General features: G+C 65.9%; 14 protein-coding genes. 10 read left to right on the top strand and 4 right to left on the bottom strand.

Annotated elements, in window-relative coordinates:
* The 8 genes from ACREE8_RS14740 to ACREE8_RS14705 form a co-directional block, all read left to right on the top strand.
* Positions 1 to 1,146, top strand: a 1,146-nt coding sequence (locus ACREE8_RS14740) for a hypothetical protein (protein ID WP_431573766.1), incomplete at its 5' end; no start/stop codon positions are given.
* Between the two features lie 42 nt (positions 1,147 to 1,188).
* The gene (locus tag ACREE8_RS14735) at positions 1,189 to 2,121 is read left to right on the top strand and encodes a LysR family transcriptional regulator (RefSeq protein WP_431573765.1); all 933 of its coding nucleotides are present in this window, start codon (positions 1,189 to 1,191) and stop codon (positions 2,119 to 2,121) included.
* 401 nt (positions 2,122 to 2,522) lie between these two features.
* Entirely contained in the window at positions 2,523 to 3,485 is a 963-nt protein-coding gene (locus ACREE8_RS14730) for a LysR family transcriptional regulator (RefSeq protein ID WP_431573764.1), read from the top strand.
* A 155-nt stretch (positions 3,486 to 3,640) separates the two neighbouring features.
* On the top strand, positions 3,641 to 4,810 hold the full coding sequence (locus tag ACREE8_RS14725) for a CaiB/BaiF CoA transferase family protein (RefSeq protein WP_431573763.1): 1,170 nt from the start codon (positions 3,641 to 3,643) through the stop codon (positions 4,808 to 4,810).
* Positions 4,807 to 6,135 (top strand): MmgE/PrpD family protein, encoded by a 1,329-nt coding sequence (locus ACREE8_RS14720; protein WP_431573762.1) that lies wholly within the window; start codon positions 4,807 to 4,809, stop codon positions 6,133 to 6,135. Before ACREE8_RS14725 ends, ACREE8_RS14720 begins: the two co-directional genes overlap by 4 nt.
* 3 nt (positions 6,136 to 6,138) lie before the next feature.
* Positions 6,139 to 7,296, top strand: a complete 1,158-nt coding sequence (locus tag ACREE8_RS14715; protein ID WP_431573761.1) for an acyl-CoA dehydrogenase family protein — start codon at positions 6,139 to 6,141, stop codon at positions 7,294 to 7,296.
* 14 nt (positions 7,297 to 7,310) lie between these two features.
* Positions 7,311 to 8,177: an FAS1-like dehydratase domain-containing protein gene (locus ACREE8_RS14710; RefSeq protein ID WP_431573760.1), complete on the top strand. Its 867-nt coding sequence runs from the start codon at positions 7,311 to 7,313 to the stop codon at positions 8,175 to 8,177.
* A gap of 25 nt (positions 8,178 to 8,202) precedes the next feature.
* Positions 8,203 to 9,681 (top strand): aldehyde dehydrogenase family protein, encoded by a 1,479-nt coding sequence (locus tag ACREE8_RS14705; RefSeq protein WP_431573759.1) that lies wholly within the window; start codon positions 8,203 to 8,205, stop codon positions 9,679 to 9,681.
* A gap of 81 nt (positions 9,682 to 9,762) precedes the next feature.
* On the opposite strand, the gene ACREE8_RS14700 is transcribed toward ACREE8_RS14705, so the two are convergent.
* From ACREE8_RS14700 to ACREE8_RS14690, 3 genes are all read right to left on the bottom strand, one after another.
* Positions 9,763 to 10,296 (bottom strand): YSC84-related protein, encoded by a 534-nt coding sequence (locus ACREE8_RS14700; RefSeq protein ID WP_431573758.1) that lies wholly within the window; start codon positions 10,294 to 10,296, stop codon positions 9,763 to 9,765.
* A 201-nt stretch (positions 10,297 to 10,497) separates the two neighbouring features.
* On the bottom strand, positions 10,498 to 10,791 hold the full coding sequence (locus ACREE8_RS14695) for a hypothetical protein (protein ID WP_431573757.1): 294 nt from the start codon (positions 10,789 to 10,791) through the stop codon (positions 10,498 to 10,500).
* 39 nt (positions 10,792 to 10,830) lie between these two features.
* A complete protein-coding gene (locus ACREE8_RS14690) occupies positions 10,831 to 11,274 on the bottom strand; it encodes a cupin domain-containing protein (protein ID WP_431573756.1) in 444 nt (147 codons plus the stop codon).
* A 123-nt stretch (positions 11,275 to 11,397) separates the two neighbouring features.
* On the opposite strand from ACREE8_RS14690, the gene ACREE8_RS14685 reads away from it, so the two are divergent.
* Complete coding sequence (locus ACREE8_RS14685) at positions 11,398 to 11,703, top strand: hypothetical protein (protein ID WP_431573755.1); 306 nt, start codon at positions 11,398 to 11,400, stop codon at positions 11,701 to 11,703.
* 25 nt (positions 11,704 to 11,728) lie between these two features.
* Here ACREE8_RS14685 and ppa read toward each other — a convergent pair whose 3' ends face one another.
* A complete protein-coding gene (gene ppa / locus ACREE8_RS14680) occupies positions 11,729 to 12,268 on the bottom strand; it encodes an inorganic diphosphatase (RefSeq protein ID WP_431573754.1) in 540 nt (179 codons plus the stop codon).
* 128 nt (positions 12,269 to 12,396) lie between these two features.
* Between ppa and ACREE8_RS14675 the strand changes: the two genes are divergently transcribed.
* Positions 12,397 to 13,005 (top strand): DJ-1/PfpI family protein, encoded by a 609-nt coding sequence (locus tag ACREE8_RS14675; RefSeq protein WP_431573753.1) that lies wholly within the window; start codon positions 12,397 to 12,399, stop codon positions 13,003 to 13,005.
* Positions 13,006 to 13,316: the final 311 nt, after the last annotated feature.

The raw sequence follows: 13,316 nt of genomic DNA, 5'->3' as shown, positions 1-13,316 counted from the left end.
TTCGCGCTCGCCATGATCGGCCTCGTGCTCAGTCCCGGCTTCGGCCTGTTGGGTATCAGCACATCGACCCGGAAGGGCTTCGCCTTCGAGCAGGTCTGGGTCACGGGCGGGCTCATGGCGGGCGCCCTGTTGCTGATCGCCCCCGTCATCGGCGCCGAGATCGCTGCGACGGCCAGCGCCGATACCGGCGGCACCCAGGCCGCCTTCGCGGGTTTCATCGCGCGACTGGGGGCCGCGGACCAGCTCATGGGGATCGCGTTTCTCATGCTGCTCGTCACCGCGCTCCAGATCGGCATCGCCTTCTTCACCGCGTCCGGCGCCAACATCGTGACCATCGAGTTGATCGGCCGCTATGTCCTCCCGGACCTCTCGGAGGCAGGACGAAAGCTCGCCGCCCGCATCGCGCTGGCCGCGATCTTCTTTGCCGTGGGCCTCACCGCCAGCTTCGCGCCGCTGAGCGCCTCGATCTTCTCCTCGCTGGCCTTGAGCCTCTCCGCGCAATTGCTGCCGGCGTTCCTCGGCCTCTGCTGGCTGCCCTGGATCAGCCGGAGCGGCGTGCTGGCGGGGCTCATCGTCGGCATCATCATCGTCGTCTTCACCGAGCCCTTCGGCCTGATCCTGTTCGAGCGGCTCTTCATCGACCTGCCCTGGGGCCGCTGGCCCTTGACGATTCATTCCGCCGGATGGGGCCTGTTCTTCAATGTCGCGGCCTGCCTGCTGGTCTCGCTGTTCACGCGGGCCGGCGAAGAGCGCGATCATCGCCAGCGGCTGCATGACGAGCTGGAAGCCGTTCAGGGCGCCGAGCCCGGCCGCCGGGCGGCGAGGACCGCGAAATGGTCGCTGACCCTGATCTGGGCCTTCCTGGCGCTGGGGCCGGGCGCGATCCTGGGCAACAGCTTCTTCAGCCGCCCGATCTTCACCGGCGCCAAGATCGCGCTCGGCATCCCGTCGCTTATGGTCTGGCAGGTCCTGTTCTGGTTCATCGGCGTCTTCATCGTCTGGTGGCTGGCCTATCACGACCGCATGTCGATCATCGAAACGGTTCCGCGACGACAGCTGTCGCTCAAGCTTCCGGGGAGTGTGCTGCAACGGCTGCCCACCCCGGGATGGATCGCAAGACTGTTGGGCCGCCTGGTGGAGCGCTGACGGACGAGGGATTTGAACTGAATACGCAACGGATGGATTGATTTGGAAAAGGCCGCGATCGATCTCCGGCGTCTGCGATACTTCATCGCGGTGTGCGAGCATGGCGGCTTTTCCCGCGCCTCGAGCTCGATCGGCATCGCGCAACCCGCCCTCACGCGCCAGATCAAGCTCCTCGAGAAGGAGATCGGCCTGTCGCTGATCAACCGGACCGGCCGCGGTGCCGAGCCGACCGAAGAGGGCCGCTTCCTCCTGACCAAGTCGCGCCGGCATCTCAACGGGCTCGACGAGCTGGTGCAGGAGCTGCGGCACCGCTCCTCGACCTTGAAGGGCGAGGTGGTGCTGGGCGTCTGCCCGACGATCGCGCCCCTGCTGCTGGCCGACCTCGTGGTCCATATGCATGAGAACCATCGCGGCCTGACCCTGACCGTGATCGAGGCCTATCCGGGTGACCTCCAGAACTTGATGAGCCAGAACAAGCTGGATCTGGCCCTGACCTACCAGTCCAGCGCGCGCAAGGACCTCGACTGCATCGAGCTGTTCTCAGAACGGCTCGTGCTGGTGACGGCATCTTCCCCGGGCGCCAACCGCCGCCCGCGCAGCCTGGCCGAGATCGAACAGCTGAAGCTCATCCTGCCCAGCGCCATCCATGAGCTGAGGCGGATCATCGACCGGACCTGCAGCAGTCATGGCATCGCGCTCAAGCCGGAGCTGGAGCTGGACTCGCTCGACGCGGTGAAATCGGTCGTCACCGGCCGGGTGACGCCCTACGCGACGATCCTTCCCTATCACAGCGTCAAGCGCGAGGTGGACGACCGGGTGCTCTCCTGCTTCGACATCGACGATCGGGAGATGCAGCGGACCATCGCCATGGTCGCGCCGAAGAGCGCGCGCAATCTTCCCGTCTCCGCGGTGCTAGTCGACTATGTCCGCCAGCACGCCGCCGAGCTCAAAGCCAGGCACGACACCTTGTTCTGATCCGGCTCAGCCGCACTCGATATCCGCCGGCATGCTCGTATCGCTGGCAGGTTGAGACGGCTTCATCGCTCAATGGTCGTCCGCGCAGCGACGCCGTCGCGTCGACGTACGCATATCGCTCGCGCGCGCATGAAAACCGATGCGAGCGCCTGCGCACAAACAATTCACATGACGTCGCCGAAGAACCAATCGCGGTCTCCGCCGATCCGGTCAACCAATCAGCGGGTTACCGGTTCTGTTGCATCGCACGCTTGTACCGGTACAGGGCGCAGCGACGGGCTAGACGCCTATGGCATCGAAAATTGAACCGGCATAAGTTATTTGTCTAGGTCGCTGAAGCAATTAGATCGCCAGTGCCGCCAGTCGGCCGAGGTGGCAACAAAGCGCCAGGGGGAGGTCAAATGGATCTGCGACAGCTGCGATACTTCTCCAAGGTGGTCGAGACCGGCTCATTCTCGAAGGCGGCCAACCAGCTTCATGTCGCGCAGCCGGCCCTCAGCCAGCATGTGCGCCATATGGAGGACGAGCTCGGCATCACGCTGCTCCATCGCAGCACCCAGGGCGTCGCCACCACGGAAGCCGGCGAACGTCTCCTGCGCCACGCCAAGCGTATCCTGGCCGAAGTGGCCGAGATCCCCGACAGCGTGCGCGGCGAGGCGGTGGCTTTGCGCGGCGAGGTGCGTTTCGGCATGCCCGGCACCGTGAGCGAGCTGCTGGCGGCGCCGCTGATCGAATCCGCGAAGGCGCGCTACCCCGGTGCCCGCATCCGCGTCGTCGAGGCCATGAGCGGTTTCATCCTGGGCTGGCTCAAGCGCGGCGATGTCGACCTCGCCATGATCTATGCGACCTCCGATCCCCGCGGTCTCGCCGTCCATCACGCCTTGTCGGAAGAAATCTGCCTGTTCGCCAGCCCGTCGATGGAGGGGCAGGCGGATCTCGACGGTGACAGCGTCGACATGGCCGATGCCGCGCGGCTGCCGGTGGTGGTGCCGGGCCCAGGCCACGGCTTGCGCGAGCTGATCGACGCTGCGGCCCTTTCGGCCCAGGTCTCCATCAGCCCCGCGATCGAGGTGGATTCCTACGGCCAGATCAAGAAGCTGGTCCGGCGGGGGCTCGGTTACGGAATCCTCCCGCGGATGGCGGTCGACAAGGAAGCCGAGGCGGGCATCTTCCGAATCTGGCGGTTCGAGAAGCCGAAGATCACGCGCAAGGTCTATCTGGCCTATTCCACCGAGCGGCCCTTGCTCAACGCACCGCGCGCGATCGGCCAGCTCTCCTGGGAAATCCTGCGCCGGCTGGTGCGCGAGGGCGAGTGGACGGCGGAGCTTTCCGACGAGAACCAGCGGCCGAACCTGTTCCAATAATTGGTTTGGCGTTCAAAGGGTTCCGATCCCCGCGACACCCCCGCACGCCGGGTCCCACACCCGCTAAAATCGCTATACCCGCCATTGCAAAATCATATTTGACTTGAAGCGCTCCCGGCGCGTGAGTCTTGCCAATGGGAGCAAGGACTGGAGCCATGCCCGGCGCGCTGGAGGGGACGGTTGTCGTCGCCCTGGAGCAGGCCGTGGCCGTGCCGCTCGCGACCTCGCGCCTGGCCGATGCGGGCGCCCGCGTCATCAAGCTCGAACGGCCCGAAGGCGATTTCGCCCGCGGCTATGACGACTATGTCCATGGCCAGTCCAGCTACTTCGTCTGGAACAATCGCGGCAAGGAATCCTGCACCGTCGACCTGAAGCAGCCCGAGGATCTGGCGCTGGTCGAGGCGATGTTGGCGCAGGCCGATGTCTTCATCCAGAACCTGGCGCCGGGGGCGACCGACCGGCTCGGGCTTGGCAGCACCGCCCTTCGCGCCCGCCATCCGCGGCTGATCGTCTGCGATGTCGGCGGCTACGCGCCGGGCACGCCCGATCACGAGCGCAAGGCCTACGATCTCCTGGTCCAGGCCGAGGCGGGGCTCGCCGGGGTGACCGGATCGCAATCCTCGGGGCCGAGCCGCGTCGGCATCTCGATCTGCGACATCGCGACGGGGCAGGCGGCTTACGCCGCCATCCTGCAGGCGCTGCTCCAGCGCGAGCGCACCGGCCAGGGCAGCCATCTGCAGCTGTCGCTGTTCGACACCATCGCCGAATATCTCAACGTGCCCTATCTGGCCCAGCGCTATGGCGGCAAGGAACCGCGCCGGATCGGCCTCGCCCATCCCTCGATCGCGCCCTATGGCGTGTTCCAGGCGAACGACGGCGAGATCCTGATCGCGATCCAGAACGAGCGCGAATGGAAGGTCTTCTGCGAGGAGGTTCTGGGCGACGCCGCGATCGCCGCCGATCCGCGGTTCGACCGCAACACGGCGCGCGTGCGCAACCGCGAGGTCCTGGACCGGCAGGTGCAGGACCGGATCGGCCGCTTCTCGACCAAGGATCTCTGCGACCTGCTGAACCAGGTCCGCATCGCCTATGGCCGCGTGTCGACGATGAAGGATCTGATGCATCACCGCAGCGCCACGACCGCGCGGGTCGAGACGCCGGAGGGCGCCGTCGAGCTGATGGCGCCGCCCGTCATCGTCGATGGAGAGCGCCCCGCCTTGCGCCCCGTGCCCAAGCTCGGCGAGCATGACCAGGCCTTGCGCCATGAATTCCGTGGCCGCCCTGACGCGATCAGGCGCGGCGCTGCTGGAGGAACCAAATCGTGAGTCTGACGCGCGAACTCGTCCGCATCATCCGGACCAAGCCTGTCTCGGAACAGGATCTGCGCTGGTCGGCCTATTTCGTTCTCGACACGCTGAGCTGCGCGCTGGGCGCGCTGAAGACAGAGCCGGCGCGCATGCTCAAGGCGGTGGCACCGCCCGAGACCGGCGACACCGCGCGGCGCGCCTTCTATCTGGGCGGCATCGCGCACATCCTCGAGATGGACGATCTGCATCGCAACTCCGTGACCCATCCGGGCTGCGTCGTCATCCCCGCGGCCTGGGCGGTCGCCGAGGAACGGGGAATGGGCGGGCATGCGTTCCTCAAGGCGGTGCTGGCGGGCTATGAAGCCTGCTGCCGCGTCGGCAACGCCGTCGGCAAGGCGCATTACCGCGTCTGGCATAACACCTCGACCTGCGGGCCCTTCGGCTCGGCAATGGCCGTGGCCGAGCTCATCGGCCTCAGCGACGATCAGGCGGTCTGGGCGCTCGGCAATGCCGGGACGCAATCCTCCGGCCTCTGGGAATTCCTCGCCGCCGGCGCCATGAGCAAGCATCTGCACACCGCGCGCGGTGCGGAGTCCGGCGTGCTGGCGGCCTTTCTCGCGAAGGAAGGCTTCACCGGCGCCGATCGGATTCTCGAGGGCGAGAAGGGGTTCTTCGCCGGCCTCTGTCCCGATCCGGTCCCTGAGGCCGTGACCGCCCATCCCGACGGACCCTGGGAGCTGACGCGGACCTCGATCAAACCCTGGCCCTGCTGCCGGCACGCGCAGCCGACGATCGACGCCGCGATCGGACTCCATGCCGAGCTCGGCGGAGCGACCCCGGCTCGCATCACGGTCGGCACCTATCAGGCGGCGCTCGATGTCTGCGACCGGCCCACACCGGAGGATCCCTACAGCGCGAAATTCTCGCTGCAGCATTGCGTCGCGATCGCGCTGATGGACGGCCGCGTTGTGCAATCGAGCTTCGACAAGGAGGCCCGTGCGCGGGTCGCGGAACTGCGCGGCAAGGCGACGGTCGGCAAGTCGCCCACGATCGATGCGGCCTATCCCGACGCCTGGGGCTCGGAAGTTTCGGTCGAGACCACCGACGGCCGCAAATTCAACGCCGTCCGGCGCGCCTGCAAAGGCGACCCGGAGAATCCGGTGACGGATGCGGAGCTGGCGGTCAAGGCGCGGCTGCATCTGACGGCGGGCGGCATGTCGGGCGAGGAGGCGGATCGCTTCATCGCGGCGGTCAACTCTCTTGTCGAGGACCGGCCGGTCGCGGAGCTCGGCCTCTTCCGGCGCGGCGGCGAGCCGCCGGTCGCGAGACGGCGGCTCGCCTGATCGATGCTCGAGGCGGAAGACCATCCGGAGATCCGCGCCGCGGTCCAGAAGCTCTGCGCGCAGTTCCCAGGCGACTATTGGCGCAAGCTCGACGCGACGCGGGCCTATCCGGCGGCGTTCGTGACGGCGTTGACCGAGGCGGGGTATCTCGCAACGCTGATCCCCGAGGAATATGGCGGGGCCGGGTTGACACTGTCCGCTGCCGCGGCCGTGCTCGAGGAAATCCAGCACGCCGGCTGCAACGGCGCTGCCTGCCATGCGCAGATGTACATCATGGGGACGGTGCTGCGGCACGGCAACGCGGACCAGAAATCGCGCTATCTGCCGGGGATCGCGTCGGGTCAGCTCCGGCTCCAGGCCTTCGGCGTGACCGAGCCGGGCAGCGGCACCGACACGACCTCGCTTCGCACCTTCGCGCGGAAGGAAGGCGACTACTATGTCGTCAATGGCCAGAAGATCTGGACCAGCCGTGCCGAATATTCCGACCTGATGCTGCTGCTCGCCCGCACCACGCCGCGCGATCAGGTCGCCAAGAAGACGGACGGGCTCTCGGTCTTCGTGCTCGACATGCGGGAGGCGCTCCATACCGGCCTCACCATCCGGCCGATCCGCACCATGATGAATCATTCGACCACCGAGGTCTTCTTCGACAATGTGCGGGTGCCGGCCGAGAATCTGGTCGGCGAAGAAGGCAAGGGCTTCCGCTACATCCTCTCGGGCATGAATGCCGAGCGCATCCTGATCGCGGCCGAATGCGTCGGCGACGCGAAATGGCTGATCGAGAAGGCCTCGGGCTATGCCAAGGAGCGCGTCGTGTTCGGCCGGCCGATCGGCATGAACCAGGGCATCCAGTTCCCGATCGCGCGTGCCTACGCCAATATGCGCGCAGCTGAGCTGATGGTGAGGGAAGCCGTGCGGCTCTATGAGGCCGGCCGCGATTGCGGGGCCGAGGCCAACATGGCGAAGATGCTCGCGGCCGACGCCTCGAACGAGGCCGCCAACGCCTGCATCCAGACCCATGGCGGGTTCGGCTTCGCCGAAGAGTACGATGTCGAGCGCAAGTTCCGCGAGACCAGGCTCTATCAGGTGGCGCCCATATCGACCAACCTGATCCTGTCCTATCTCTCCGAGCATGTGCTGGGCATGCCGCGCTCCTATTGACCGGAAGGCCGGGCGTGAACGGAGAACCGAAGACGGACGGCGCCGAGAAGCCCTTTGCCGACTGGGTCGGAAGGCGCACCGAGCAGCAGGACATCGTCACGCCGCGCCTGGATGCGAGCTACCGCGCGATCTTCGAGCCGCATCTGGCGGCGGTTGATGACGGCGCCGTGCCGCTCGGGTTCCATTGGTGCTTGTCGCCCCGGATCGCCGGCATGGCGGAGCTCGGGCCCGACGGTCATCCAGCCAAGAGCCGCGATCTGCCGCCGGTGCCGCAGCCGCGGCGCATGTGGGCCGGCGGTTCGATCGAGACCTTCGCGCCGCTGCGGGTCGGCGATCAGGTCCGCCTGGTCTCGACCATCACCGATGTGGCCTTCAAGCAGGGCCGGACCGGCAGTCTCTGTTTCGTGACCCTCAGCCACGATTACCTGACGGAGCGCGGCCTCGCCATTCGCGACCGGCAGGACATCGTCTATCGCGAGGCGGCGAAGATCCCGCCGGTCGAGTCCGCGGGCGACAAGAGCGGTCCGGCACGAGCGGCGGCACGGTCCTGGCCGATCGAGACCTCGCCGACCCTGCTGTTCCGCTATTCCGCCATCACCTTCAACGGGCACCGCATCCATTACGACCAGCCCTATGCCACCGGCGTCGAGGGCTATTCGGACCTGGTCGTTCATGGTCCGCTGCAAGCGACGCTGCTCTTCAACCGGGCCGCCATCGAAGGCGGCCGGGTGCCGAAGCGCTTCGACTATCGCGGGCTTGCTCCCGCCATCGTCGGCCAGCCGCTATCGGTCTGTATCGGCGGGTCCGGCGAGGAAAACCTGTTCTGGACGCAAGGCCCGTCGGGCCGGGTCCATATGGAAGCCAAAGTCACCCTCTCATGACCTCCGCAAGCCGGGAGAACCGGAAATGACCCTCGAAACCGTCAAACGCCCCGACGCGATGGAATCCGCCCGGGGCATCTTCATCGACAATCGCTGGCGGCCCTCCGCCTCCGGCCGCACCGTCGATGTCTATGCGCCGGCCGAGGGCGTCGCCTACGCCCAGATCGCCGCCGGCAACGCGGCCGATATCGATGCCGCGATCGCTGCCGCCCGCAAGGCTCATGAGACGGGCGCCTGGGGCCGGCTCTCGGCGGCGGAGCGGGGACGGCTCCTCTCCAAGCTCGGTCTCATCGTCCTCGATCATGCGGAAGAGCTGGCCCTGATCGAGGCGCGGGACACCGGCAAGCCGATGAAGCAGGCGCGTGCGGACGTCCAGGCCTGTGCCCGCTATTTCGAGTTCTATGGCGGGGCCGCCGACAAGTTCCATGGCGAGACGATTCCCTTCCTCAACGGCTATTTCGTCGCCACCGAGCATGAGCCGCATGGCGTCACCGGCCACATCATTCCCTGGAACTATCCGGTGCAGATGTTCGCGCGGACCCTGGCGCCGGCTCTCGCCGTCGGCAATGCGACCGTGCTCAAGCCGGCCGAGGATGCCTGCCTCACCTCGCTGCGGCTGGCGGAGCTCTCGGTCGAGGCCGGCTTCCCCGAGGGCGCGATCAACATCGTGCCCGGGTTGGGGACAGAAGCCGGGGCGGCCTTGATCGCCCATCGCGGAATCGATTTCGTGGCCTTCACCGGCAGCCCCGAAGTGGGGGTGCTGGTCCAGACGGCGGCCGCGAAGAATCACATCGGCTGCACCCTCGAGCTCGGCGGCAAGTCGCCCCAGGTCGTGTTCGCCGATGTCGATCTCGAGGCGGCCTTGCCGAGCCTCGTCAATGCCATCGTCCAGAATGCGGGGCAGACCTGCTCGGCAGGCTCTCGGCTCCTGATCGAACGCAGCGGTTATGACCGGATCGTGAGCGCGGTGGTCGACCGTTTCTCGGATTTGCGGGCCGGCACGCCGACGATGGATCTCGATCTCGGGCCCCTGATCAATCCGCGCCAGAAGAAGCGGGTCGAGACCTTCTGCGCGAACGCGGCCTCGGACGGGATTCCTCTCCTGGCCGAGGGCCGCGTCGCTGACGGCGTCCCGAAGGAGGGCTATTTCGTCACGCCGAAGCTCTACGGGCCGGTGGCTCGCGCGAACACGCTGGCGCGCGAGGAGGTCTTTGGGCCGATCCTGGCGGCCATTCCCTTCGAAGACGAAGGCGACGCGGTCGCGCTGGCGAACTCGACGGATTTCGCGCTGATCGCCGGCATCTGGACCCAGAACACGAAGCGCGCCACGCGCGTCGCCCGCAAGGTGAAGGCGGGGCAGGTCTATATCAATGCCTACGGGGCCGGCGGCGGCATCGAACTGCCCTTCGGCGGCATGAAGAAATCCGGCCATGGCCGCGAGAAGGGCATGGCGGCCCTCCATGAGCTCACGACCCTGAAGACGCTCATCATGAAGCATGACTGAGCGTCCGAGCGGCGGCGAAAACAAAACAGGCGCCGGTCTTGCCGGCGCCTGTTGCAGGCGGAATTTCTCGTCGGGCGATCGTTACTTCGGCGTGTAGCTGAACTTCTGGCCGCCGATGCTGGCCTCGAACATCAGCCCTTCCGTGCCCGCCGTAAAGATGGCGACACCCATATTGTAGTTCGCCGTCTTCGAGGCCCCGTCCTTGGCGGCGATCGCCGAGGCGTTGGCCGAGAATTCGTAGTTGCCCTTGGTGAAGGCGTCGAGGGCGGCCTTGTTCTGGAAGAAGATGATTTCGCTGTAGGTCTGGCCGCCGAGCTGCAGGCCGATGGTGACCTGGGACATGACGGTGGAACCGATCGACTTGCCGCCCTGGAACACGGTTCCCTCACCGCGTGCACCACCGATGCCGATCGCGCCCTTGGTGATCTCAGGGAAGACCGCATAGCCGTAGGCCTTGTCGAAGAAAGCCTGCAGGCTGGGGTCCGTCTTCTTGAACATCGCAACCGTGTCCAGCGCCTTCTTCTCCGCGGCGGGATCCCAGGCGAGGGCGGCCGACGTCATCGACACGGCCATCACCATCGCGGCGACAAGCCCTAAAATACGCTTCCCCATCATGACGTTTTCTCCATTATTTCCAGGTTTGATTGAATCAATATGGCGGTCAGTCTAGACCGCCCGCCTCATCGTGAACAGTCGAAGGGCCATTTAGTTCCCTGAGGGCGCATTGCAACGCCCGGAACAAAGGATTTCATTCCGGGCCCGTTCCGTATTCGTACTTTCCGGGTCAAAGCGTCGGCCGGAGGCCGCTCGGGCAGGTCACTTCTCCAACAGCATCTTACGCGCTGTCCGAAGGAATGCGATGCGGGCATTCATGTCCGACTGCCGGGAGTCCTGCGGATCGGACATCCGGGTCAAGAGATTCAGCTGCCCCGCAATGCCTGACAGCAGCTGCTCGGCCGACAGATCGCTCTTCCAGGCCAGGGCCTGCTGCCGGGTCTCGGCCACCAGGGCCGCCAATTCGTCATCGACCTTCTGCTTCAACTGGGTGCGGGTCGCGAGGGTCTGGAATTTCTGCACATATTTGCGGACGAATCCGCCATCGCCGGCCATCACAGGATCTCCGAATCGGGAAGCGTCATTGTCAGGATTCTAGTGCCCCGGCGGCGGTGCCAGCACCAGCCCATAGCGGGTCATGATTTCCGCCATCTTGGCGGGGGTGGGGCCGCCGGGCGCGCCGACGACCGCGGCGATGTCGCGGAAATATTGCGCACCGATATCGGGTGTCAGCACGATGAGCGCGCGCGCCGTGCGGTCATGCGGATTGCTGAAGGCATGAACGGAGCCGCGCGGCGTGTACATGCGCTCGCCGGGCTTCAGGTCGCGCATCTCGCCATCGACCGAGTAGCGCAGCATCCCCTCCAGCACATAGACGATCTCTTCGTTGTTCGTGTGGCTGTGGGCTGGCGGCACCCGCGCGCCGGGCTGCACCGTGAGCTCGAACATCCCGACCCCGGCGCCGTTCACGGTGCCGTCCATCAGATAGCGAATCTCGAGTCCGCCGATTGCAATGGCCGGCTGCGCCTGCGGCTGCATGAGTCCATTCCCTTTGGTGAGCGTGGGCGAGCAACTTGCTCCCGGCGACCGATCTTGGCAATGGTGCCGATGGCCGCCCGCCGATAGGATCTTTCCGCGATTCCGACGTCCGGTACGAAGGCCATGAGCGAATCCCCACCCCAGCAAGGCGACCGTTATGTCGTCCTGGCCGAGTTCGAAGCCGGGGTGCTGACTCATTGGCTGGCGCCCTATACGGGCGGGAGCCATTGGCGTCTTCCCGCGGGGCTCGAGTTCGTCCTCCTCATGGAGCCGCCGCCGCAGGCCATCGCGGTCGGCGCCAAACCCGATCCCTATGAGCGCTGGGAAACGGTTCTGGTGGAAGAGGGCGACCGCAGCGCCGAGAAATATGGCGGTTATTCCCTCAGCATCTCGCTGGCCGACCTGAAGGCGCATTGCGCGCGCCGCTGACTTCTGCGGCGGCGTGCCGCCTTCGTCAGCGCGCCTTCTTCGTCTTCGCGCGCTCGATCCCTTCCAGGATCAGTTGCTCGGCCACGGAGGGTCCTTTCCAGCCCGTGATCTTGGTCCATTTTCCCTGTTCCAGATCCTTGTAGTGCTGGAAGAAATGGGCGATCTGCTCGCGCAGGATCGGCGGCAGATCCTCTTGATTGCGGATCCCGGTATAGAAGGGGTGGAGCGCTTCGACCGGCACGGCCAGGATCTTCTCGTCGCCGCCGGCCTCGTCTTCCATCAGCAGCACGCCGACCGGGCGGCAGCGGATGATGCAGCCCGGCACCACGGGGACCTGGCTCACCACCAGCACATCGCAGGGATCGCCGTCGCTCGACAGCGTGCCTGGGATGAAGCCGTAATTGCCGGGATAGAACATGGCCGTATGCAGGAAACGATCGACCAGCAGCACGCCGGACTCCTTGTCGATCTCATATTTGACCGATGGCCCGCCCAGCGGAATCTCGATCAGGGCATTGACGTCCCGGGGCGGATCGCGCCCCACGGCGATTTTCGAGAGATCCATGCAAAGCGCCCTGTTCTCCGGCGATGACCCGATCCCGTGATCTTATCACGTTCATCAGGCCGGGGTGTCTTCCGGCGCGGCCGGGCTAGAATAGCCCCGTGGCAGCCCTTTAGCGGAATGGCAAACCCATGCGAACCCTCGGCGTCCTCCTTTTTCCCGAATTCGAATTGCTGGATGTCTTCGGTCCCCTGGAGATGTTCGGCATGCTGCCGGAGGATTTCACGATCCGGCTGGTGGCCGAGCGGGAGCGGAGCGTCGCCAGTGCTCAGGGCCCGCGCTCCGTCGCCGATACGCTGTTCGCCGATGACGGGCCTTACGACATCCTGCTTGTCCCCGGGGGCCGGGGCACGCGCCGCGAGGTGGGAAACTCCGCACTGCTCGCCTGGCTGCGAGATAAGGCGGCCACCGCGAGTCTGGTCACCTCGGTCTGCACGGGTAGCGCACTTCTCGCGCAGGCGGGGCTGCTCGACGGCATCCGGGCGACGACCAACAAGATGGCCTTCGCCTGGGTCAGGTCGCAGGGACCGCAGGTGCTGTGGCAGCCCCAGGCGCGCTGGGTCGAGGATGGAAAGTTCGCGACCTCTTCCGGCGTCTCGGCGGGAATAGATATGAGCCTCGCCGTTATCGCGCGGCTTTGCGGCGAGGCGCGGGCCCGGCAGGTGGCGCTTTGGGCCGAGTATGAATGGCACGACGATCCGCAGTGGGATCCCTTTGCGGCGCGCCACGGACTGGTCTAACCGCCGCGCCTCCTTCGCCGCGTATTACATCTGTAACCGTCGGGCGATCGACGGTGGTGCAATTGAAACGCGGCAGCAACAGAACCACGAGTGACGCCGCTGTCACGTCCGACATTGCAACGAAGCCGGACGACGGAGCGCCGACCTCGTTGGCTCGCGTCATGAGGGTCATCAGTTCTTTTGATGTGCGGCGTTTAACATTTTCTTGAACGGGTTGCATAAGCAGCAGGGACCGCCGACCTTCCCTATCGCGTCTCCATCGTTTCTTCGACCGGGAATGGATTCCGATCGCGATGGGTCTGCTGCAAGAG

Source organism: Hypericibacter sp., from assembly GCF_050729195.1.
Lineage (GTDB): Bacteria > Pseudomonadota > Alphaproteobacteria > Dongiales > Dongiaceae > Hypericibacter.
This window is presented reverse-complemented; position numbering and strand designations above follow the sequence as displayed.